The following is a 20,170-nucleotide window of genomic DNA, read 5'->3' as shown; positions in this document are numbered from 1 at the left end:
TCGACTCCGTCGATTTGCCATGCGCCTGACGCACGGCGGCGCCGTCTGGCTGATGGTCGTCGTGACCCTGATGTGGGGCACGGCGGGCGTCGTCACACGGCATCTGGCGCAGGCGCACAGTTTCGAGATCACCTTCTGGCGCAGCCTCTTCACGACGCTGGCGCTGCTGGTGATCTTGCCGCTTTGGCGCGGCCGCGCCGTGTTCTCGCAACTGCGCCGCGGCGGGCGCGAACTCTGGATTTCGGGCGTGTGCTGGGCCGTGATGTTCACGGCCTTCATGGTCGCGCTCACGCTGGCTTCGACGGCCAGCGTGCTCGTCACCATGTCGCTCGGGCCATTGCTCACCGCGCTGGCGGCACGCTTCTTCATCGGCCACAAGCTGCCCGCGCGCACCTGGCTGGCCATCGTGGTCGCGGGTGCGGGCATCGGCTGGATGTACGGTACACAGTTGATGCAGGGCGGGGGCGGATCGTTGGCCGGCACGCTGCTCGCGCTGTGTGTGCCGCTGGCCGGCGCGGCCAACTGGACCGTCGTTCAGCACGCGCAGGCAAAGGGCCACAAGGTGGATCTGGTGCCTGCGGTGCTCATCGGCGCGGTGCTTACAGCGCTCTTCACGCTGCCATTTGCGTGGCCCTTCCGTGCAAGTGCGCATGACCTTGGACTGCTGGCCTTTCTGGGCGTGTTCCAGCTCGCCATTCCCTGCGTTCTGTCGGTGCTGTGCGCCCAGGTGCTGAAGGCGCCCGAAGTCGCGCTGCTGGCCTTGCTGGAGGTGATCTTCGGCATTGCGCTGGCCTGGATCGGTGCGGGCGAGCAGCCCGCAGCGAGCGTGCTGACCGGCGGGGCGCTGGTCATTGGCGCGCTGGTGTTCAACGAACTGTTGGCGCTGCGCGGTCGGCGCACCACGGTCGCCGACACCGTGGTGCCGGGTGCGCACTGACCGACTGGCGCTTCTGCCTACTGCGGCATGGCCGCGTCGGTGACGCCCATGCTGCTCAGCCGCGCTTCAAGCACCTTGCGCACGAAGGTCTTCGGAAAGTCGTCGCTGACGCGCCAGCTGCCGTTGTCTTCCACGAAGGTGAATTCCCCGGTCACGGGCAATGAGGTGTCGCTGCCCGAGAGGGCGCCCAGCAGGCTGTCGTTGTATTCGATGACCAGTGGGCAGGCGTGGCCCGTGCCGTCGTCCAGCTTGCGGCAGGGGCCCGTGGGCTCGATCTCGGCGATCTCGCGCGAGCGGTTCGGGTCCTTGCGCACCAGGCCCGAGTCGGTGCGCGGACGCATGCGCATGGCGGAAGCCGAGCGTGCCTCGCTCAGCGGCGCCGCGCCTTCGCGGAAGGCTTTCTCCATCGCCTCGCGGCCGATGGGTTCTGCGTTGTAGAGCGGCCTGCCGTCGGCGTCGAGGTGCCCGAAGCGGGCCTCGACGATGGCGACGTCCGCGCCGCGCACCACCATCTCATCGCTCTTCGGCTCCGTGGGGCCGATGGTGTAGGCCATCGGTTCCTTGCTGTCGCCCCGCGTCATGACCGCCACGCAACCGCGTACGCGCTCCGGCTTGCGGTAACCGACTTCGCGCATGCTGCCGACGGAGGGCGTCTCGATCACGGTGCCGGCATTCGGGTCTAGGTGGCGCATGCGTACGTCCATGGTCACGCGGCGCATGAGGCTGTCGAGTGTCTTGCGCGTGGAGGCGGCGTCGCAGGCGGGCACGCTGGCCGGAGCGAACAGGTACCAGCCGAGGCCGCCGCCGATCACCGCCACGGCCAGGATGAACTTCCACGCGCCGATGCGGCGGCTGCGCTGCGCGCGGGCCTGCCATGCCTTGACGGCCTGCTCGTCGGCTTCGATGAGGGCCTGTGCCTCGCTCACGATGCGCGTGCGCTCGGCGGCCATGGCAAAGGCGGGCTCGACGGCGACCTGGGCGCGCAGGGCGTCGAAGCGTTCTTTTTCGAGCGGGCCTTCGGTTGCCAGCCACGCCAGCGTGGCCACGGGCGAAGCGGCCACGGTGCCCACGACTGGCGTTTCCGTCAGCGCCATGTCGCGCGTCTCGGCGTCGATGAGGCTGTCCCTGAAGAGCACCTCGATTGCCTCGTGCGTGATGCCTTGTTCGGCCAGCTCGATGAGATCGTCGGCATCGATGGCGGTGTCGGCCGCGTCGTCGACGTGAGGGGCGTCGTCGCCGATCTTGTCGAGTGCCGCGTTCTGCTCTGCCTCGGTGACCAGGCCGCGTACGCGCATCCAGGCCAGCGCATGGGCCGGGCTCGGGAGCGGGGGAAGGGCGGCGGTTTCAGGGTGGGCGCGCGCGGCGTCGTGCTGTGCGTCGCTGATCAGGCCCTGGGTCAGCAGGGCGAGGAAGGCATCCGGATTGGCGTCAGAACTCATGCGGGGATTCTGCCGTGGGTGGTGCCGGCCTCTGCACCGGGAAACACCGGGAGAAGCCGGGAAAGGCCGATAAAAGAAACGCCGGCGGGTGCCGGCGTTCTTGCATCAGATCCGCGAGGGATCAGGGACGGGCGACTTTCCAGGCGCCGTTGGCCACGCCGTCGCCGGTCTTGTCGCCGGGCTTGGCATCTTTCGCCCAGTAGTACAGCGGCCAGCCCTTGTAGGCCCACTGGCGCTTGCCGTCTTCGCGAATGATGATGGTGTAGCCGCCGATGGGCTTGGCGGTGTCGGCCACGCTGAGCGCGGGCCAGTTGGCGGCGCACTGGGCGTTGCAGGCGGAAGTGCCGGAACCGGCAGTGTCCTTGGTGAAGGTGTACAGCGTCATCCCGTTCGGTCCGACCAGCACGCCGTCGGCGGTGCGGGTGGGCGTGTCGGGGGCGCTGGCGGTCTTGTTGGACATGCCGCCGCAGCCGGCGAGCAGGGCCGCCGCGAGGATCGAGGCGCTGAGCAATTTCATGCAGTTTCTCCTTCAGTTGAAAAATCGCGAAAACAAGCCAGGTGACGGAAAGCCGGGCAATGTGATTGCGCGACCGGCAGTTTATGCGGTCGTTACGACAAATCGCGGTAGGCCAGCGTCGCAAGTTTGAGCAGAACTTCTCGCGGCAGCTTGCCGGCGAGGGCATAGCCGAAGCCCTGGTCGACCCAGTAGAAGCTGGGTACGGGGCCTTCGGAGGCGAAGCGGAAGGCGGTTTCGCGTGCGGCGGTGGCCCCGGCGGCATTGGCGTCCAGCGTGCCGATGTAGAGCGTCACGCGCTCGCCGGCCGCGTCCTCGAACATGAACTGGGCGCGCGCGCCGGTTTCCCCTGGCAGCAGGCGGCCACCGACCAGGGTGTAGCCCTGGGTGGAGAGGTCGGGCACCTTCAGCGGCCTGTCGAGGCGCCTGGAGAGCCACTGGACCAGGTGCTGCTGCTCGGAGGCGGCTACTTCGACGGGGTGTCTTTTCTCGGGCGCGTAGACGGCGTGCGCGACCGAGGCGTCGTGCACGAATTCGCGTACGGCCGGCACCTTGGCCAATTGCGCGCCGCCGCGTGTGATGGACCATTGCGCATTCCCAAGCCAGCCGGCAGCGAAGGCGATCAGCAGGCCGGCCGCCATGCCACCCCAGCGAAGCCAGGAGACGTGCCGCGCCGTTCGTGGCAGATGCCGATCGAGTGCGCCCATCAGGGCAGCGGGAACGGGTTCGTCGAGCAGCTCACCATGCAGCCGGCGCAGGGCATCGCGCTGCGTGTGCCAGGCCGCGACCTTGGCGGCCACGGCGGGATCGCTGGCGATGGCTTCCTCGACCGAGTCATGGCGCTCGGCGGCCAACTGGCCATCGACCCAGGCGTGCAGTTCGTCGTCGGTAGGGGGCGGGGCGGGGCGGCTCATGGTGCGGCGGGTTTCATTTGAGGCGGCGCAGGCCGGGGCGAACAGGCGTCGATGCGCCGTCCATCAGTTCCTGCAGCCGGACGCGGGCACGCGACAGGCGCGACATCACCGTGCCGGCCGGGATGCCGAGCACCTTGGCCACTTCGGCATACGACAGGTCTTCGAGCGTCACCAGCAGCAGCACGGCGCGCTGTTCGTCCGGCAACTGCATCAGGCAGCGCTGCAGGTCGAGGCTGGTGCCCTGGTCGCGGCCGGGGTCGATGCCGCCCTGCAGCTCGTGCGGCAGGTCGTCGAGCGGCACCACGGCGTGGGGTGGTGGCGTGCGGCGCACCTGGCTCGCGAAGATGTTGTGCATGACGGTGAAGAGCCAGGCGCGCAGGTCGCTGCCTACCACCCACAGACGCCACTTGCTGCAGGCGCGCTCCAGCGTGTCCTGCACCAGGTCGTCGGCCGCCCACGCATTGCCCGTGAGTGCCCGCGCATAGCGGCGCAGGCTCGGGATGTGCTCGACCAGCAGGCGGGCGTCCATGGGGCGTGGATCGGTTGGTCAGGGCTTGGCGGTTTTCCAGGTGCCGTTGACGCCGTCGCCGGTCTTGTCGCCCGGCTTGGTGTCCTTGGCCCAGTAGTACAGCGGCCAGCCCTTGGCGGCCCACTGCTTCTTGCCGTCGTCGCGGGTGACGATGGTGAAGTCGCCGCTCGGCTTGTCGCTGTCGGCGGCCATGAAGGGTGGCCAGTTGGTGGCGCAGCCGCCGTTGCAGACCGACTTGCCGTTGCCGGCCGTGTCCTTGTCGAAGGTGTAGAGCGTCATGCCATTCGCACCGACCAGCGCGCCGTCGGCGGGCTTGGGCTGGGCGAAGGCGGGGAGCGCGAGAACGGCGCTCAGCAATACGGCGGAAGATGCGCGGAAATGCGACATGGAAAGACTCCTGGGTTGTGTGTGGCGACACCGGTAGTCCGGTGACAACCGTACAAACGCCCGCAGCCCGTCTTTTATTCCATTGCCCGCAAAAAAGACTCAGCGGCTGCGGTTCTTCATTGCGCGCTCGACTTCGCGTTTGCCTTCGCGGTCCTTGATGGTGTCGCGCTTGTCGTGTTCGGCCTTGCCCTTTGCCAGCGCGATCTCGCACTTCACCTTGCCGGCCTTCCAGTGCAGGTTGAGCGGCACCAGCGTGTAGCCCTTTTGCTCGACCTTGCCGATCAGGCGGCGGATTTCGTCCTTCTTCAGCAGCAGCTTCTTGGTGCGGACCGAATCGGGGTTGACGTGGGTGGATGCGCTCTTGAGCGGGTTGATCTGGCAACCCACGACGAACAGTTCGCCATTGCGGATCACCACGTAGCCGTCGGTGAGCTGCACCTTGCCTTCGCGCAGCGATTTGACTTCCCAGCCTTCGAGGACCATGCCGGCCTCGAAGCGTTCTTCGAAGAAATAGTTGTACGCGGCCTTCTTGTTGTCGGCGATGCGGGAGGAGGTATCTTGTTTCTTTGTGGCCATGACTCGGGAATGTGGGGGCTGCATGGCTTCAATACAATCCGTCGCGCACGCTGTGCCGATTCTATGAAAACAGTCAACAAGTCCGTCCTCATCTGGTACAGCGCCGAAGAGATGTATGCGCTCGTCACCGATGTGGCGAGGTATCCGCAGTTTCTTCCCTGGTGCGACAAGGCCCGCATCATCGAGCAGGACGAGGCCGGCATGACGGCCGAAGTCGGCCTGGCCTTTGCCGGTCTGCACCAGAGCTTTACCACCCGCAACACCCATGTTCCGGGGCGCGAGGTGCAGCTGAAGCTGGTCGACGGGCCGTTCTCCAACCTCGACGGCAAATGGAAGTTCGTGCCCGTAGGCGAGCAGGGCGAGCGCGCCTGCCGCGTCGAGCTGCACATGAGCTACGGCTTCAGCAATTTCGCCCTGCAGGCGCTGGTCGGCCCGGTGTTCGACACCATCGCCTCCAGCCTTGTCGAGGCCTTCGTCAAGCGCGCCGAGCACGTCTACGGCGCAACCTGATGACCATCGAAGTCACGCTGAGCTGTTCGCCCGCGGCGCGCGAGGTGTTCGAGCAGGTGCTGCAGCTTTCGCCCGAGACGACGCTGGCCGATGCGGTGCGGGCCAGCGATCTTTCGCTGCGTTTTCCGGATCTGGATTGGCGTCATGCGATGACGCCGGGCATCTGGGGCAGGGTGGTCGAGTGGGACCAGGCCCTGAAGGACGGCGACCGCATCGAGCTGTGCCGCCCCCTCGCGGTGGACCCCAAGGTGGCGCGCCGGGAGCGCTTCCAGCGCCAGGGCTCGAAGGGAACCGGCCTGTTCGCGAATCGCCGCAAGGGCGGCAAGGCCGGCTACTGAGCTCGAGCTGCCGGGCTACTTGCAGTCGCTGTTGATGACCGTCTGAAGGCGCTTTTGCTCGGCGGCGCGCGCGGCGTCGTCCATGATCTCGCGCTCGCCCTGCGAATTGACCTTGGCAATGCGCATGCCGCTGTCGACGGTGGCCTTGCCTTGGCGTGCGAGCGCGCAGTTGTCGGCCTTCGCCTTTGCGACCTTGGCGGCTTCTGCGGCTTCCTTGGCCTTTGCTTCGGCCTCGGCCTTCTTGGTCTTTTCCTCGAGTTCCTTGTCGACACCAGTCGGCTTCGGCGTGCCCGCCGTCTTGGCTGGTGCAGTTGCCTCGGCCGGCGTGCCTTCAGCGGGCGGTGCATCGACGTTGGGGTTCGCGGTGGAGCGCGCCGACGGCGGCGGACCCACGCGGCGCAGGATGTTCTTCTCGGGCACATCGGGCGGTGGCGCCTGATCGCTGAAGACCTTCTTGCCATTCTTGTCGAGCCATTGCCATTGCGCGCTTGCCGAAAGCGGCAGCGCAACGACACATCCCAGTACCAGCCAGTGCACGAATTTCATCCCCGAAGTTTAGCCGGGCCTTACTTTTTGCAACATCCCGCTTAGGTAGTTTTGCAACGCCCGTGAAAAGCCCGGGCCGGCGAACAGGTCGGGCGCCTCGTTACAATCCGTCTTTTGGAGCTTCACCCATGCGCCTTCTCGGCAAAGCGCTCACCTTCGACGACGTGTTGTTGGTGCCAGCGTTCTCCCAGGTCCTGCCCAAGGACACCTCCCTCGCCACCAAACTCTCCCGCAACATCACGCTGAACCTGCCGCTCGTCTCGGCGGCCATGGACACCGTGACCGAAGCCCGCCTCGCGATCGCCATCGCGCAAGAAGGCGGTATCGGGATCGTGCACAAAAACCTCACCGCGCAACAGCAGGCCGCCGAAGTGGCCCGCGTGAAGCGATACGAGTCGGGTGTTCTGCGCGACCCGGTGGTGATCACCCCGACGCACTCGGTGCGCCAGGTGATGGCGCTATCGGACCAGCTCGGCATCTCGGGCTTCCCGGTGGTTGACGGCGGCAAGGTCGTTGGCATCGTGACGGGGCGCGACCTGCGCTTCGAGAACCGCTATGACGTGCCGGTCAGCGAAATCATGACCCAGCGCGAGAAGCTCATCACCGTGCCCGACGGCACCACGCTGGCCGAAGCCAAGGCATTGCTCAACAAGTACAAGCTTGAGCGCCTGCTCGTCATCAACGGCGACTGGGAGCTCAAGGGCCTTATCACCGTCAAGGACATCACGAAGCAGACCAGCTTCCCCAATGCCGCACGCGATGCCAACGGCCGCCTGCGCGTGGGCGCCGCGGTCGGCGTGGGTGACGGCACCGAAGAACGCGTCGAAGCCCTGGTGAAGGCCGGCGTCGACGCCATCGTGGTCGACACCGCCCACGGCCACAGCTTTGGCGTGATCGAGCGCGTGCGCTGGGTCAAGAAAAACTACCCGCAGGTCGAAGTCATCGGCGGCAACATCGCCACCGGCGACGCCGCGCGCGCGCTGGCCGACGCCGGCGCCGACGCGGTCAAGGTCGGCATCGGCCCAGGCTCCATCTGCACCACCCGCATCGTGGCCGGCGTGGGCGTGCCGCAGATCATGGCGGTCGACAGCGTCGCTACCGCGCTGCAGGGCACAGGCATTCCGCTGATTTCCGACGGCGGCGTGCGCTATTCGGGCGACATCGCCAAGGCCATCGCGGCCGGCGCGAGCACGGTCATGATGGGCAGCATGTTCGCCGGCACCGAAGAGGCACCGGGCGAAATCGTTCTGTACCAGGGCCGCAGCTACAAGAGCTACCGCGGCATGGGCTCCATCGGCGCGATGCAGCAGGGCAGTGCCGACCGGTACTTCCAGGAATCGACCACCGGCAACCCCAACACCGACAAGCTGGTGCCCGAAGGCATCGAAGGCCGCGTGCCCTACAAGGGCTCGATCGTCTCCATCGTCTACCAGATGGCCGGCGGCGTGCGTGCCAGCATGGGCTACTGCGGCTGCGCGACCATCGAGGACATGCAGAACAAGGCCGAGTTCGTCGAGATCACCACGGCCGGCATCCGTGAGAGCCACGTCCACGACGTGCAGATCACGAAGGAAGCGCCGAACTACCGCGCTGAATAGTCTGGCCCCCACGCTCCCCCACTGCGTGTGGGTCGCTGCCCCCCGAGGGGGCCGCAGGCCGCCTTGGGGCGGCCCGGCGCCGGCCTGAAGCCCATTCTGGCCAGACCTTGAAAGTCAGGCCAGACTGGGTTTAGAATTTGGGCCAGATTCAAATTTTCTGGCCCAAATGCAATCCATCGGCATCGCTGAAGCCAAGAACAACTTCTCGGCCCTGATCGACCTGGTCGAAAAGGGCGAGGAGGTTCGCATCACCCGCCACGGCAAGGAAGTCGTGCGCATGCTGCCGGTGCGCCGCAAGCCGGTCATTACCGACGAGCAGATCGAGCGCGAACTCGGCCAGATCGACGCGCTGCACGCCACCATCCAGCCCGGCCTGCCATTGCGTGCCTTGCTCGACGAAGGGCGCCAATCGTGACAGCCTTCGTCATGGACGCCTCCGTCACTGCCGCCTGGCTGCTGCCAGACATGGCCAGCGAACACACGCGCAAGCTCTACGCCGCCATCCGCCGCGATGAGGTCGAGCCGCAGGCACCCAACGCCTGGCAATGGGAGTGCGCCAACATCCTTGCCAACGGCGTGCGCAGCGGCCGCATTCCGGCGTCCGCGGTCGAAGGGCTGTGGAGCGTGCTCGACGCCATCCGCCATCGCGTCGAGCTGCATGAACTCGCGCCGGCCCAGCACAAGGCCGTGCTCGCGGTCGCCATCGATGCCGGCGTCTCGCTCTACGACGCGGGCTACCTCTGGCTCGCCAAGTCGCTCAATCTCCCGCTCGCCACCTTCGACGAGCAACTCATCCAGGCGGCGCCGCAAGCGGGCGTCAAGCTGTTCGACATTTCAACGCTCTGAGTCCTTTCGCCATGCAACACGACAAGATCCTCATCCTCGACTTCGGCTCGCAAGTCACGCAGCTCATCGCGCGCCGCGTGCGCGAAGCCCATGTGCTGAGTGAAGTGCACCCCTGCGACGTTACCGATGAATGGGTGCGCGAATACGCCGCCGACGGCCACCTCAAGGGCGTGATCCTTTCCGGCAGCCACGCCAGCGTGTACGAAGAGACCACCGACAAGGCTCCGCAGGCCGTGTTCGACCTCGGCGTGCCCGTGCTCGGCATCTGCTATGGCATGCAGACCATGGCGCACCAGCTCGGCGGCAAGGTCGAGGGCGGCCACAAGCGCGAGTTCGGCTTCGCGGCCGTGCGCGCCCATGGCCACACCGCGCTGTTGAAGGACATTGCCGACTTCACCACGCCTGAAGGCCACGGCATGCTCAACGTGTGGATGAGCCACGGCGACAAGGTCACCGAGCTGCCGCCGGGCTTCAAGCTCATGGCCAGCACCGACAGCTGCCCCATCGCCGGCATGGCCGACGAGGCGCGCCGCTACTACGCGTTGCAGTTCCACCCCGAAGTGACCCACACCGTGCAGGGCAAGGCGATCATCGAGCGCTTCGTGCTCGGCATCTGCGAAGCCAGGCCCGACTGGGTCATGCGCGACCACATCGCCGAAGCCGTCGAAAAAATCCGCGAGCAGGTGGGCGACGAAGAAGTCATCCTGGGCCTCTCAGGCGGTGTGGATTCGAGCGTGGCCGCCGCACTCATCCACCGCGCCATCGGCGACCAGCTGACCTGCGTGTTCGTCGACCATGGCCTGCTGCGCCTGAACGAGGGCGACATGGTCATGGAGATGTTCGAAGGCAAGCTGCACGCGAAGGTGATCCGTGTCGATGCCAGCGACCTGTTCCTCGGCAAGCTCGCCGGCGTGAGCGACCCGGAAGCCAAGCGCAAGATCATTGGCGGTGAGTTCGTCACCGTGTTCAAGCAGGAAGCCGCCAAGCTCAAGGCGGGCGACGGTGGCCACAAGGGCGCGACCTTCCTGGCGCAGGGCACGATCTACCCCGACGTCATCGAGTCGGGCGGTGCCAAGAGCAAGAAGGCCGTCACCATCAAGAGCCACCACAACGTGGGCGGCCTGCCCGAGCAGTTGGGCCTCAAGCTGCTCGAACCGCTGCGCGACCTGTTCAAGGACGAAGTGCGCGAACTCGGCGTGGCACTCGGCCTGCCGCCCGAGATGGTGTATCGCCATCCGTTCCCCGGCCCGGGCCTGGGCGTGCGCATCCTCGGTGAAGTGAAGAAGGAATACGCCGACCTGCTGCGTCGCGCCGACGCGATCTTCATCGAAGAGCTGCGCAACTTCACCGACGCTGAAACCGGCAAGACCTGGTACGACCTCACGAGCCAGGCCTTCACCGTGTTTCTGCCCGTGAAGAGCGTGGGCGTGATGGGCGACGGCCGCACCTACGACTACGTGGTGGCACTGCGCGCCGTGCAGACCAGCGACTTCATGACGGCCGACTGGGCTGAACTGCCTTATGCGCTGCTCAAGAAGGTGTCGGGCCGCATCATCAATGAAGTGCGGGGTATCAATCGCGTGACTTACGACGTGTCGAGCAAGCCGCCGGCGACGATCGAGTGGGAGTGACGAGGTCGAGCAGTGGCAGCGGATTCTCCGGGACACCGGCAATCGCGGCCACTGACTCCGACATCTAGGCGTGCTTGCTGCGGGCCCGTGTCCTTCGGCGTGATGTGTATTTCAGAGATTGCCGAGCTGTTCATCCAAGTCGCCGCGTAGCAGTGAGATGTCGCGAATGGGGGGATTACCGAACAGTCGCCTGTACTCACGACTGAACTGGGTCACGCTTTCATAGCCGACACGATACGCGGCAGAGGTCGCGTCCAGCCCCTCGGTCAACAGCAAGCGTCGCGCTTCATGGAGCCGAATGTGCTTCTGATACTGCAGCGGACTCATGTGCGTGATGGCGCTGAAGTGATGGTGCAGAGTCGAAACCCCCATTGCAGCTATTTCCGCCAGATCCTCGATGCGGATCGCTTCAGCGTAATGCTCACGCAGCCAGGCGATCGCAGTCAGGATCTTGTCGCGCCGGGGGTCTTGTCTGGCAATGCGACGAAGATGGCCGCCCGACGGCCCCATAAGCAGACGATAGGTAATTTCGCGCAGCACCAGGGGCGCCATGATCGCGGTGTCCTGAGGCTTGTCAGCAAGCGCGGAAAGTCGCACGAAAGCGTCAAGCAGCTCCGTGGTCATATGCCCGAAAGTCATGCCAGATTCGGCTTCACTCGTCGCGGCGATGCCTTGCAGGTCGATCTCCCCTCCGATGGCCTGCACCATGGCAAAGTCCAGCTTCAGCATCATGGACAGGCAGGGTCGGCTGGGGCTGGCCTCCAGCACATGCGAGATCGTGGGTAGATCCACCGCCGTCAGAACAAATTTGGCCGCGTCGTACTCATGTGCGTCCGAGCCCAGGACGACACGCTTGCGGCCCTGAACGACGAAGCCGACGCTGGACTCGTAAAGCATCGAGGCGGGTTCGGTCGGGCCATCGCGACGATACAGAGTCAGGCCCGGCAACGCGGATACGTGGTCGCCAGCTTTAGGCAAGTGCGCCAATAGATGCGAGCGAAGCCGCGCGCGCAGCCACGCTCCCTCCGAATCTTCATCGGGCCGAGCCGACTGAAGCCGAGCGTCATTCATCAGAACCATGGAGTCATTGTGCCCAGCGGGCTGCTGCTCGGACGAGGAATCCGCGCCCGGCAAGACGATCGGGCAATGATCGGGAAGGATCAGGCTAACGACCACCTGCAGCCATGCATAGAGTTAGACCCCATCACAAACTGATGGATACGAGATCGAATATGTCTAAGGTATGGCTTGTTACAGGTAGTGGCTCCGGCTTGGGCCGGGCAATCACAGCTAAAGCACTGGAGGCGGGCCACCGTGTCGTAGCGACTGCGCGTGATGTGAGCCAGTTGGATGACTTGGTCAAGTCTTATGGTTCCCGCGTAATGCCGGTCCGTCTTGACGTTACCGATGAGCGAGAGGGCGTCGCTGCCGTAGACGCTGCCATCTCGGCTTTCGGACGCCTTGATGTTCTCGTAAACAATGCGGGGTTTGGTGAAACGCGGCCATTTGAAGAAGTTTCATCGGACGACTTTCGCCGCGTTGTGGAAACCAATTTCTTTGGTGTCGTGAACCTCACGCGGGCCGCCCTTCCTGTGATGCGCCAACAGAGGAGCGGTCACATCATCCAGATTTCATCCGTCGGTGGGCGGTCCGCCTTGGCCGGCAATGCTGCTTACGTTGCTTCCAAGTGGGCGGTGGGTGGCTTTGCCGAGACAGTCGCTCTTGAATCCGCATCGTTTGGAGTCAAAGTGACCGCACTCGAACCAGGCGGCATGCGCACGAATTGGGGTAAGCGAGCGTTTGGAAGCGTGCCTGCCATGCTGCCGGACTATGAAGCCTCGGTTGGGGAAACTGTCCGGCAACTCGCAGCATATTGGGGCAATGAACCAAGCGATCCTGAAAAGGTCGCGCAGGTTGCAGTCGGTGTTGCCGGAGCCGATCGTCTGCCGCCCCACATCCTCCTTGGCTCAGATGCATTCCAAGGAGCACTTGGAGCTGACGCGGCGAGAAATGCTGCTGCTGAGCGCTGGAAGACCGTAAGCGCATGGACGGATATTGCCTCCGAGGGGGCGCTGCCCGAATTCCCCTCCGAGTAACGGAGCGAGTCCTCCCGCTGGATGACTTCTCGGGTTGGCGGCGCGCCAAAGCGGCGCGCGCCTTTCTTCTTGCTCAGAAGCTCGCCTTCAGACCCACCGTAAGCATCCCGCCCTTGGCCTGCTTCGACAGCTTGCCGAAGTAGTCGTAGTCCGCGGTGATCGCCAGGTTCTGTGTCATGCGGTACTCGGCACCAAAACCAGCCATCACGCCCGTGGAACTGCCCGAGATGCGCTGGGCGGTCGGCACCCAATTGTTGTTCTCGCCGGAAACGCGGCCGCGCGACACGCCGAGGCGTGCGTTGATAGCGAAAGCGTCGCCCAACGGCAGGCGCGCAGTGGCGGCTGCGTAGAAGGCCTGGCCGGTGCCGCGCTGGAGCTTCGAATAGCCGCCGGCCGACGACCACTGGCTCACGCTGCCGAGGCGCGCGTAGCCGGCTTCGACGCCGAAGTTTTCCGTCAGCCTGTAGCCGCCGTAGAGCTTGTATGCCGTGCCGGCCTTGCTGCTCTTCTCGCCGCCCCATGGCACGGGCACGCGATTGGACGACGACAGGCTGTAGCTCGAGCGGCCGATGGCGCCGCCTACATAGAGTCCGGTGTCGGCGTTCGGGGCGGCGTGTGTGCCGATGGCGGTGGTGCCGAGCAACAAGGCGGCGAGGGTGGTGCAGGCAAGCGAATGCTTCAAGATGAAATTCCTGGTTGGAGCTGTTGAGATCAATGCGACGCGTGACCGGCTGTTTCGCTCAGCCACCGACGTGCGACGATTCTCAAATTCCAATCTGAAGAAGAGCTTTGCGCTTGCTGAAGGGCTCATGAAGCGCACCCTCGATGCGCGATGATCGGAGCAATGCCAGAACAGCTTTTTCTTCCCGGAATCGATCCCCCGCCGCGGCCCCTGCCGCGCTCACGAAGCAAGATGCTCCGCAAGGAACCACTGCCGCACACGCTCTTTCTCGCACTGATTCCCGACACGCAAGATGCCGCGACGATCGCCGCACTCGGCGAGCGTATGAATTCACAACACGCACTGAAGGGCACGCTGGTCGAGGCGCATCGCCTGCATGTCACGCTGTTCGATCTCGGCGATTACGCGCAGGTGCCGGCCGACAAGGTGGCGCAGGCTTCGAACGCTGCCGCCTCGGTGCCCATGCCGGCATTCGATGTCGTTTTCGAGAAGTCCATGAGCTACACGAAAGGCACGCTGGTGCTTTGCGCTGACGATGCGGAGAACGTCTCAGCCCTGCGAGTTTTCAGGCAGCGCCTGGGCGAGGCACTGGCCGATGCCGGCCTGAAACCCTCGCGCTCCTTTACGCCGCACATGACCCTCGCCTACGCGCGGCGCAAGCTCGAGAAGCACATGCTCGAAGCGCCAGTCCGCTGGACTGCAGGTTCGCTTGTGCTGATCGACAGCCACGTCGGCGAGGGCGTGCACGAAGTGCTGGGCCGGTGGCCTGACAACGCTGCGGTCGCCTGAGGAGAGCGTGCGGGGTCGCCCTGCCAGTCGCGATCAATCGCCATCAGCGAAGTTGTCGAACAGCAGCCCGCGCAGCCACTGGTTGCCCGGATCGCGGTGCGCCTTCGCGTGCCAGAACAGGTTGATCGCAATCTGCGGCAGCGCCACCGGGTGAGGGCGCCACACCAGCCCGAAAGGCTCTGCGATGCTCTGCGCGAGGCGCTCGGGCACGGTCGCGATCATGTCGCTGGAGCGCAGGATGTGGCCGATGGCCACGAAGTGCGGCACCTTGAGCTTGATACGCCGGTGAATACCCTGCGCTGCCATCACGTCGTCGGCCTTGCCGTGGCCCGTGCCGGCGGCCTGCACCTGTACGTGGTCGGCCGCGCTGAAGTCCTTGAGCGACACGCTGCGCTTGCGTGCGAGCGGATGCTCCTTTGAAAAGATGCACACATAGCGCTGCAGGAACAGCCGGCGCTGGAACACGCCGGCTTTCAGCTGCGGCAGCAGGCCGATGGCGATGTCGACGTGGCCGGCTTCCAGCTCGTCGCGCAGGCTGGCCGCGGTGTTGTTGCGCACTGTGCTGATGGTCACGTCGGGCGCTGCCACTGACAGCGCCTCCATCAGCCGCGGCGTGAAGTAGATCTCGCCGATGTCGGTCATCGCGAGCGTGAAGCCGCGCGTACTCGTGGCGGGGTCGAACACTACCTGCTGGTTGAGCGCCGTGTGCAGCGCACCCATCGCGTAGGCCACCGGTTCGGCCAGTTGCAGCGCGAAGGGCGTGGGCTCCATGCCGCGCGCGGTGCGCAGGAACAGCTCGTCGCCCAGCAGCTTGCGCAGCCGCGCCAGCGCATTGCTGATGGCTGGCTGCGAGAGCCCCAGCGATTCAGCCACGGCCGATACGCGCTTCTCGGCCAGCATGCGGTCGAACACCAGCAGCAGGTTGAGGTCGATGTCCTTGAGTTGCATGGCGCACCTTTATTCATCGCAGTGATGCAGAGGATTCACCAAATTCTATTGGTCAATCGGCAGGGGCCGCGCATCATCCGGCCCCAGAGACAAGCCGGCCATGACGCCGGCGCAAGAGAACCCCACGATGGACCTGCATATTCACCCCCTTGCCCGCACCCTCGAAGTTCGCCCCGGCGCGAACCTGCTCGAAGTGCTGCGCGAACACCATGTGCCGGTGTCGTACAGTTGCATGTCGGGGCGCTGCGGCACCTGCCGCTGCAAGGTGGTGTCGGGCCAGGTGCTCGACGCTGGCCAGGACGCGATCCGGCCAGACGGGCAGGGCGAGCGCTACGTGCTGGCCTGCCAGAGCACACTGACCGAAAGCTGCGCCATCGAGATCCCGGAGCCCGACGAAGTGGTGGTGCACCCGGCGCGCATCCTCAAGGCCACGGTCACGGGCATCGACGCGCTCACGCACGACATCCGGCGCTTGCGCCTCAAGCCGAACAAGCCGCTGGAGTTTTCTCCGGGGCAGTATGCGCAGCTGCAGTTCGCGCCCGACCTGGCGCGGCCGTATTCGATGGCGGGGCTGAGCCACGACGCGGAGCTTGAATTCCACGTGCGCAGGGTGCCCGGCGGGCGCGTGACGGCGCACATCTTCGAACAACTGCGCGTCGGCGATTCGGTGCGCGTGAGCGGGCCGCTGGGCACGGCCTACCTGCGCACCAAACACCGGGGTCCGATGCTCTGCGCGGCGGGTGGCACGGGGCTGGCGCCCATCCTGTCGATCGTGCGAGGCGCCATCGCGGCCGGGCTAACGCAGGCCATTCACCTCTACCTGGGCGTGCGCTCCGACGCCGACGTCTACGGCCTGCAGGAACTGCGCGAGCTGCAGGCGCAGCACCCCGGCCTGAAGGTGCATGTGGTCGTCGTTACCGGCCCTTCGCGCGACGGCCAGCGAATCGGCCTCATCACCGACGCCATCCGCGCCGACTGGCCCGGCAGCCTCGACGGCTGGCGTGCCTACCTCTGCGGCTCGCCGCCGATGGTCGAGGCCGTGACGCAGTTGGTGCGCGGCCGCGGCCTCGCCCCCGAGCAGACCCACGCCGATGCCTTCTACCTGCAAGGCACCTGAAGCGAAAACCCACGAGAAAAGAAAAGGAGACCCACGATGACCACGCAAGCCGTGTTCCCCGTCGAGCTGAAATGGGAAAGCGAGAAGAGCAGCCGCATTCCCTTCATGGCCTACACCGACGAGGCGTTGCACAAGAAGGAGCTGCAGCGCTTCTTCTATGAAAAGCACTGGTGCTACGTCGGCCTGGAAGCCGAGATTCCGAACCCGGGCGACTTCAAGCGCACCACCATCGGGGAGCGCTCGGTCGTCATGTCGCGCGACGAGGAGGGCGTGATCCACGTCTTCGAGAACGTCTGCGCCCACCGCGGCATGCAGTTCTGCCGCGAGCGCCAGGGCAACCGCAAAGAGTTCGTCTGCCCCTACCACCAGTGGAACTACACGCTCAAGGGCGACCTTCAGGGCGTGCCGTTTCGCCGCGGCGTGAAGCAGGACGGCAAGGTCAACGGCGGCATGCCGGCAGACTTCAAGACCGAGGAGAACGGTCTCACCAAGCTCAAGGTGGCCTCGCGCGGCGGCGTGGTGTTCGCGTCGTTCGACCATGAGATCGAATCGCTCGAAGACTTCCTCGGCCCCGACATCCTTCATTACTTCGACCGCCTGTTTGATGGGCGCAAGCTCACCATCCTGGGCTACAACCGCCAGCGCATTCCGGGCAACTGGAAGCTCATGCAGGAGAACATCAAGGACCCGTACCACCCGGGCCTGCTGCACACCTGGTTCGTGACCTTCGGGCTCTGGCGCGCAGACAACAAGTCGGAGCTGAAGATGGACGCGCGCGGCCGTCACGCCGCCATGATTTCCACGCGCGGCAACGCCGGCAAGGCTGCGCAGGTCACGCAAGTGTCGAGCTTCAAGGAGAGCATGCAGCTGAAGGACCCGCGCTTTCTGGACATCGTGCCCGAGCCCTGGTGGGGCGGGCCGACCGCGGTGATGATGACGCTGTTTCCGAGCCTGATCCTGCAGCAGCAGGTCAACAGCGTCTCGACGCGGCATATCCAGCCGGTGGGGCACGACGCCTTCGATTTCGTCTGGACGCATTTCGGCTTTGAGGACGACACCGAGGAGATGACGCAGCGACGTCTGCGCCAGGCCAATCTGTTCGGGCCAGCCGGCTTCGTCTCGGCCGACGACGGCGAGGTGATCGAGTTCTCGCAGGAAGGCTTCGAGCAGAAGCCCTTCCACCGCACGCTTGCCGAGCTCGGCGGGCGCGAGGTCGAGAACACCGACCACATGGTGACGGAGACGCTGATCCGCGGCATGTACCGCTACTGGCGCGAGGTGATGGAAGCATGACGAACCTCGACGCCGACACCTACCTCGATCTGTCGCGGCTCTATGCGGCCTACGCGCACGCCGTCGATTCCGGCAACTGGGACCTGTGGCCCGCGTTCTTCATCGAGCAATGCAGCTACCGCCTGCAGCCGCGCGAAAACCACGAGCGCAACCTGCCGCTGGCCACGCTCTCCTTCGAGAGCCGCGGCATGCTGGAAGACCGGGTCTACGGCATCAAGGAGACGCTGTTCCACGACCCGTACTACCAGCGCCACGTCGTCGGGCTGCCGCTGGTGCACAAGGTCGACGACGACGGCACGATCCACAGCGAGGCCAACTACGCGGTGTTCCGCACCAAGCTCGACCAGGCCTCGACCGTGTTCAACGTGGGGCGCTACCTCGACACCGTGGTGCCCACGCCCGAGGGACTGAAGTTCGCCACGCGCCTGTGCGTGTTCGACAGCGAAATGATCCCGAACTCCATCATCTACCCCATCTGAAAGCAACCATGAGCACGATGACCTGGGTCGACGCCGCGGCGGTCGAAGACGTTCCCTCCGACGACGTGGTCGGCATCGATGTGCAGGGCAGGGACATTGCCCTCTACGGCACCGAAGACGGCATCCACGCCACCGACAACATCTGCACGCACGGCCACGCGCGACTGTGCGACGGTTTTCTCGAAGGCCACGAGATCGAATGCCCGCTGCACCAGGGGCGCTTCGACGTGCGCACGGGCAAGGCGATGTGCGCTCCGCTCACGGAAGACCTGCGCAGCTACCCGGTGAAGATCGAAGGCGGGCGGGTGTTTCTCGCGTTCGAGGGCTGATCTGTTCTGCCTCTTGTCCGCGCCTTCTGTATCTGTTCTGCCGTGAAAGGGCTGGCGACAATGACCCTCCCTTTCACGGAACAGCCATGACAGCAGAAAAGACCCGGGACCAGATCGCAGACCAGATTGCCGCCGAGCTCGGCCACAGCTTCGACGGCGAGATCATCGCCGGCGGCCACTACGCGCCGCTCGTGCGCGACGGCCGCACGATCTACCTCAGCGGCCAGGTGCCGCGCGTGGGCACCACGGTTGTGGTTACCGGCCGCGTCGGCGACGCGGTGTCGCTCGACAAGGCCCGTGAAGGCGCGCAGATCAGCACACTGCGCAGCCTCGCGCTGCTGCGGCGCGCGCTCGGTTCGCTCGATGCGGTAGAGAAGGTTTTGCGCGTCGGGGTGTTCGTGCAGTGCACGGCCGACTTCACCCAGCAGAGCGAAGTGGCCGATGCCGCATCCGATCTGCTGCACCGTGTGTTCGGCGAAGTCGGCGTGCATGTGCGCACGGCGGTCGGTGTCTATGCGCTGCCGAAGAACGCGACCGTCGAGGTCGAGATGACGGTCGCTGCCAAGCAGAACATCGGCTAACGCGACGTCAGGCCGGTGAGGTCGCGCGCCAGTTGGGCAATGGTCAGCGGCGCGCAGCCTTCGGCGTTGTTGCTCACCGTGACGAAGGCGTTCTGGCCCGCGCGGGTGGTGCCCGCGATCACCTTGGCCAGCGCCTCGCGCGTCTCTGGATCGGGGTCGACGATCTTGTCGAAGGGGCCGTAGAGTTTTTCCGCGTCTTCGTAGCCGAAGCGGCCGTGGCGCCGGTGCAGGTTCCAGCGGCACACCAGCGGGCCGGGCCACAGCGCGCGCAGCATGGGCAACTGGTCTTCGATGGGCGGCATCTTGGCGTGCAGGCCCATGCAGAAGGTGGCGCGCACGCTGCGCAACATTTCGGCGAAGGCGGGGTTCAGCAACTGCGGGTCGCGCACCTCGACGGCGATCACCGCGTCGGGCGCGACCGATGTGATGTCGGGTAGCGATTCGAGCATTGCCGCAATGCGCGCCAGCAGCGCGGGCTGGTCGGCCAGAATGTGCCCCGGGATCGGGCTCAGCTGGAACACCAGCACGCCGATGCGATGGCCCAGGCCTTCGAGCGCGGGCAGCACGAATTCCTGCCGCGCGATCTCGCTGCTGAGGAACACGGGGTTGGCCTGCATGCCGCGGCCGCTTTCGTCGCGCACGGTGGCATCGGTGACGAGGCTCGGCGCTTTCACCACGAAGCGGAAGTCGTCGGGCACCATGGCCGCGTAGCGTGCGTACTGGCTGGCAGTGAGGGCGCGGTAGAAGTTGCGGTCCAGGCTCACTGTGCGGAACAACGGGTGCTTCGCCAACGCGGAGAGGCCGTTTTTCGACAGCACGGTTTCTGCGTATTCGCCGTCCCACACCAGGTTGGCCCAGCCCGGATAGCTCCACGACGAGGTGCCGAGCCGTAGCTTGGGCGGCAGTGCCGCGGCGAGCTCGACCAGTTCCGGGTCGGTAGGCGCAGGCTGGACCGTGCCGGTGCGCGATTTCTTTTTCGCGGGTGGCTCGGGGGAGGGGGCCGCAGCAGCCTCTTGAGGGCGCGGCAGTTCGGGGAAAAGGGAGTCCTGTACTTCAGCCATGTCTGGGCCCGCATTCTGAGCCAACATCGA

General features: G+C 65.5%; 26 protein-coding genes. 15 read left to right on the top strand and 11 right to left on the bottom strand.

Features of this window, described 5'->3' with window-relative positions; translation table 11 throughout:
• Positions 1 to 19: 19 nt before the first annotated feature.
• Entirely contained in the window at positions 20 to 937 is a 918-nt protein-coding gene (locus NWF24_RS16175; protein ID WP_258355064.1) for a DMT family transporter, read from the top strand.
• Between the two features lie 17 nt (positions 938 to 954).
• Here NWF24_RS16175 and NWF24_RS16170 read toward each other — a convergent pair whose 3' ends face one another.
• The 6 genes from NWF24_RS16170 to smpB all read right to left on the bottom strand — a co-directional run bounded on the left by NWF24_RS16170 (position 955) and on the right by smpB (position 5,296).
• Complete coding sequence (locus tag NWF24_RS16170; RefSeq protein WP_258355063.1) at positions 955 to 2,376, bottom strand: hypothetical protein; 1,422 nt, start codon at positions 2,374 to 2,376, stop codon at positions 955 to 957.
• Positions 2,377 to 2,497: 121 nt separating this feature from the next.
• Positions 2,498 to 2,893, bottom strand: coding sequence for a COG4315 family predicted lipoprotein (locus NWF24_RS16165; RefSeq protein ID WP_258355062.1), 396 nt, complete (start codon positions 2,891 to 2,893; stop codon positions 2,498 to 2,500).
• Positions 2,894 to 2,985: 92 nt separating this feature from the next.
• Positions 2,986 to 3,804 (bottom strand): anti-sigma factor family protein, encoded by an 819-nt coding sequence (locus tag NWF24_RS16160; protein WP_258355061.1) that lies wholly within the window; start codon positions 3,802 to 3,804, stop codon positions 2,986 to 2,988.
• 13 nt (positions 3,805 to 3,817) lie between these two features.
• The gene (locus NWF24_RS16155; protein ID WP_258355060.1) at positions 3,818 to 4,333 is read right to left on the bottom strand and encodes an RNA polymerase sigma factor; all 516 of its coding nucleotides are present in this window, start codon (positions 4,331 to 4,333) and stop codon (positions 3,818 to 3,820) included.
• An 18-nt stretch (positions 4,334 to 4,351) separates the two neighbouring features.
• On the bottom strand, positions 4,352 to 4,720 hold the full coding sequence (locus NWF24_RS16150) for a COG4315 family predicted lipoprotein (protein WP_258355059.1): 369 nt from the start codon (positions 4,718 to 4,720) through the stop codon (positions 4,352 to 4,354).
• A gap of 99 nt (positions 4,721 to 4,819) precedes the next feature.
• Complete coding sequence (gene smpB / locus NWF24_RS16145) at positions 4,820 to 5,296, bottom strand: SsrA-binding protein SmpB (protein ID WP_007832247.1); 477 nt, start codon at positions 5,294 to 5,296, stop codon at positions 4,820 to 4,822.
• Between the two features lie 63 nt (positions 5,297 to 5,359).
• Here smpB and NWF24_RS16140 point away from each other — a divergent pair, with 63 nt between their 5' ends.
• On the top strand, positions 5,360 to 5,806 hold the full coding sequence (locus NWF24_RS16140) for a type II toxin-antitoxin system RatA family toxin (protein ID WP_258355058.1): 447 nt from the start codon (positions 5,360 to 5,362) through the stop codon (positions 5,804 to 5,806).
• Positions 5,806 to 6,144: an RnfH family protein gene (locus tag NWF24_RS16135; RefSeq protein WP_258355057.1), complete on the top strand. Its 339-nt coding sequence runs from the start codon at positions 5,806 to 5,808 to the stop codon at positions 6,142 to 6,144. The genes NWF24_RS16140 and NWF24_RS16135 overlap by 1 nt, the downstream gene beginning before the upstream one ends.
• A gap of 15 nt (positions 6,145 to 6,159) precedes the next feature.
• Here the strand turns inward: NWF24_RS16135 and NWF24_RS16130 are convergent, their stop codons facing one another.
• Positions 6,160 to 6,690, bottom strand: coding sequence for a DUF4124 domain-containing protein (locus NWF24_RS16130; RefSeq protein ID WP_258355056.1), 531 nt, complete (start codon positions 6,688 to 6,690; stop codon positions 6,160 to 6,162).
• Positions 6,691 to 6,818: 128 nt separating this feature from the next.
• On the opposite strand from NWF24_RS16130, the gene guaB reads away from it, so the two are divergent.
• The 4 genes from guaB (at position 6,819) to guaA (ending at position 10,765) form a co-directional block, all read left to right on the top strand.
• Complete coding sequence (guaB, locus tag NWF24_RS16125) at positions 6,819 to 8,288, top strand: IMP dehydrogenase (protein ID WP_093054786.1); 1,470 nt, start codon at positions 6,819 to 6,821, stop codon at positions 8,286 to 8,288.
• 166 nt (positions 8,289 to 8,454) lie between these two features.
• Positions 8,455 to 8,703 carry a type II toxin-antitoxin system Phd/YefM family antitoxin gene (locus tag NWF24_RS16120; protein ID WP_093074566.1) on the top strand — a complete coding sequence of 83 codons (249 nt, stop codon included), beginning with the start codon at positions 8,455 to 8,457 and terminating at the stop codon, positions 8,701 to 8,703.
• A gap of 11 nt (positions 8,704 to 8,714) precedes the next feature.
• Positions 8,715 to 9,134 (top strand): type II toxin-antitoxin system VapC family toxin, encoded by a 420-nt coding sequence (locus NWF24_RS16115; RefSeq protein ID WP_258355301.1) that lies wholly within the window; start codon positions 8,715 to 8,717, stop codon positions 9,132 to 9,134.
• An 11-nt stretch (positions 9,135 to 9,145) separates the two neighbouring features.
• Positions 9,146 to 10,765 (top strand): glutamine-hydrolyzing GMP synthase, encoded by a 1,620-nt coding sequence (gene guaA / locus NWF24_RS16110; protein WP_258355055.1) that lies wholly within the window; start codon positions 9,146 to 9,148, stop codon positions 10,763 to 10,765.
• A gap of 111 nt (positions 10,766 to 10,876) precedes the next feature.
• Here the strand turns inward: guaA and NWF24_RS16105 are convergent, their stop codons facing one another.
• On the bottom strand, positions 10,877 to 11,845 hold the full coding sequence (locus tag NWF24_RS16105; protein ID WP_258355054.1) for an AraC family transcriptional regulator: 969 nt from the start codon (positions 11,843 to 11,845) through the stop codon (positions 10,877 to 10,879).
• A 152-nt stretch (positions 11,846 to 11,997) separates the two neighbouring features.
• On the opposite strand from NWF24_RS16105, the gene NWF24_RS16100 reads away from it, so the two are divergent.
• Positions 11,998 to 12,861, top strand: a complete 864-nt coding sequence (locus NWF24_RS16100; protein WP_258355300.1) for an SDR family NAD(P)-dependent oxidoreductase — start codon at positions 11,998 to 12,000, stop codon at positions 12,859 to 12,861.
• Between the two features lie 73 nt (positions 12,862 to 12,934).
• Here the strand turns inward: NWF24_RS16100 and NWF24_RS16095 are convergent, their stop codons facing one another.
• The gene (locus tag NWF24_RS16095; protein ID WP_258355053.1) at positions 12,935 to 13,543 is read right to left on the bottom strand and encodes a porin family protein; all 609 of its coding nucleotides are present in this window, start codon (positions 13,541 to 13,543) and stop codon (positions 12,935 to 12,937) included.
• A gap of 1 nt (position 13,544) precedes the next feature.
• Between NWF24_RS16095 and NWF24_RS16090 the strand changes: the two genes are divergently transcribed.
• Positions 13,545 to 13,697, top strand: coding sequence for a hypothetical protein (locus tag NWF24_RS16090; protein WP_258355052.1), 153 nt, complete (start codon positions 13,545 to 13,547; stop codon positions 13,695 to 13,697).
• A 77-nt stretch (positions 13,698 to 13,774) separates the two neighbouring features.
• Positions 13,775 to 14,332 carry a 2'-5' RNA ligase family protein gene (locus NWF24_RS16085; RefSeq protein WP_258355051.1) on the top strand — a complete coding sequence of 186 codons (558 nt, stop codon included), beginning with the start codon at positions 13,775 to 13,777 and terminating at the stop codon, positions 14,330 to 14,332.
• A 33-nt stretch (positions 14,333 to 14,365) separates the two neighbouring features.
• Here NWF24_RS16085 and NWF24_RS16080 read toward each other — a convergent pair whose 3' ends face one another.
• Positions 14,366 to 15,280 carry a LysR family transcriptional regulator gene (locus NWF24_RS16080; protein WP_258355050.1) on the bottom strand — a complete coding sequence of 305 codons (915 nt, stop codon included), beginning with the start codon at positions 15,278 to 15,280 and terminating at the stop codon, positions 14,366 to 14,368.
• A gap of 127 nt (positions 15,281 to 15,407) precedes the next feature.
• Here NWF24_RS16080 and NWF24_RS16075 point away from each other — a divergent pair, with 127 nt between their 5' ends.
• The 5 genes from NWF24_RS16075 to NWF24_RS16055 all read left to right on the top strand — a co-directional run bounded on the left by NWF24_RS16075 (position 15,408) and on the right by NWF24_RS16055 (position 19,079).
• A complete protein-coding gene (locus NWF24_RS16075; RefSeq protein ID WP_258355299.1) occupies positions 15,408 to 16,397 on the top strand; it encodes a 2Fe-2S iron-sulfur cluster-binding protein in 990 nt (329 codons plus the stop codon).
• A gap of 36 nt (positions 16,398 to 16,433) precedes the next feature.
• Positions 16,434 to 17,690 carry an aromatic ring-hydroxylating dioxygenase subunit alpha gene (locus NWF24_RS16070; RefSeq protein ID WP_258355049.1) on the top strand — a complete coding sequence of 419 codons (1,257 nt, stop codon included), beginning with the start codon at positions 16,434 to 16,436 and terminating at the stop codon, positions 17,688 to 17,690.
• Complete coding sequence (locus tag NWF24_RS16065) at positions 17,687 to 18,169, top strand: aromatic-ring-hydroxylating dioxygenase subunit beta (RefSeq protein WP_258355048.1); 483 nt, start codon at positions 17,687 to 17,689, stop codon at positions 18,167 to 18,169. The genes NWF24_RS16070 and NWF24_RS16065 overlap by 4 nt, the downstream gene beginning before the upstream one ends.
• An 8-nt stretch (positions 18,170 to 18,177) precedes the next feature.
• Positions 18,178 to 18,498, top strand: a complete 321-nt coding sequence (locus NWF24_RS16060; protein ID WP_258355047.1) for a non-heme iron oxygenase ferredoxin subunit — start codon at positions 18,178 to 18,180, stop codon at positions 18,496 to 18,498.
• 86 nt (positions 18,499 to 18,584) lie between these two features.
• Positions 18,585 to 19,079: a RidA family protein gene (locus NWF24_RS16055; RefSeq protein ID WP_258355046.1), complete on the top strand. Its 495-nt coding sequence runs from the start codon at positions 18,585 to 18,587 to the stop codon at positions 19,077 to 19,079.
• On the opposite strand, the gene NWF24_RS16050 is transcribed toward NWF24_RS16055, so the two are convergent.
• Positions 19,076 to 20,140: a DUF72 domain-containing protein gene (locus tag NWF24_RS16050; protein ID WP_258355045.1), complete on the bottom strand. Its 1,065-nt coding sequence runs from the start codon at positions 20,138 to 20,140 to the stop codon at positions 19,076 to 19,078. The two genes, NWF24_RS16055 and NWF24_RS16050, sit on opposite strands and share 4 nt — an antisense overlap.
• Positions 20,141 to 20,170 lie beyond the last annotated feature (30 nt).

This window comes from Variovorax paradoxus (genome assembly GCF_024734665.1).
Classification (GTDB): Bacteria; Pseudomonadota; Gammaproteobacteria; order Burkholderiales; family Burkholderiaceae_C; genus Variovorax.
This window is presented reverse-complemented; position numbering and strand designations above follow the sequence as displayed.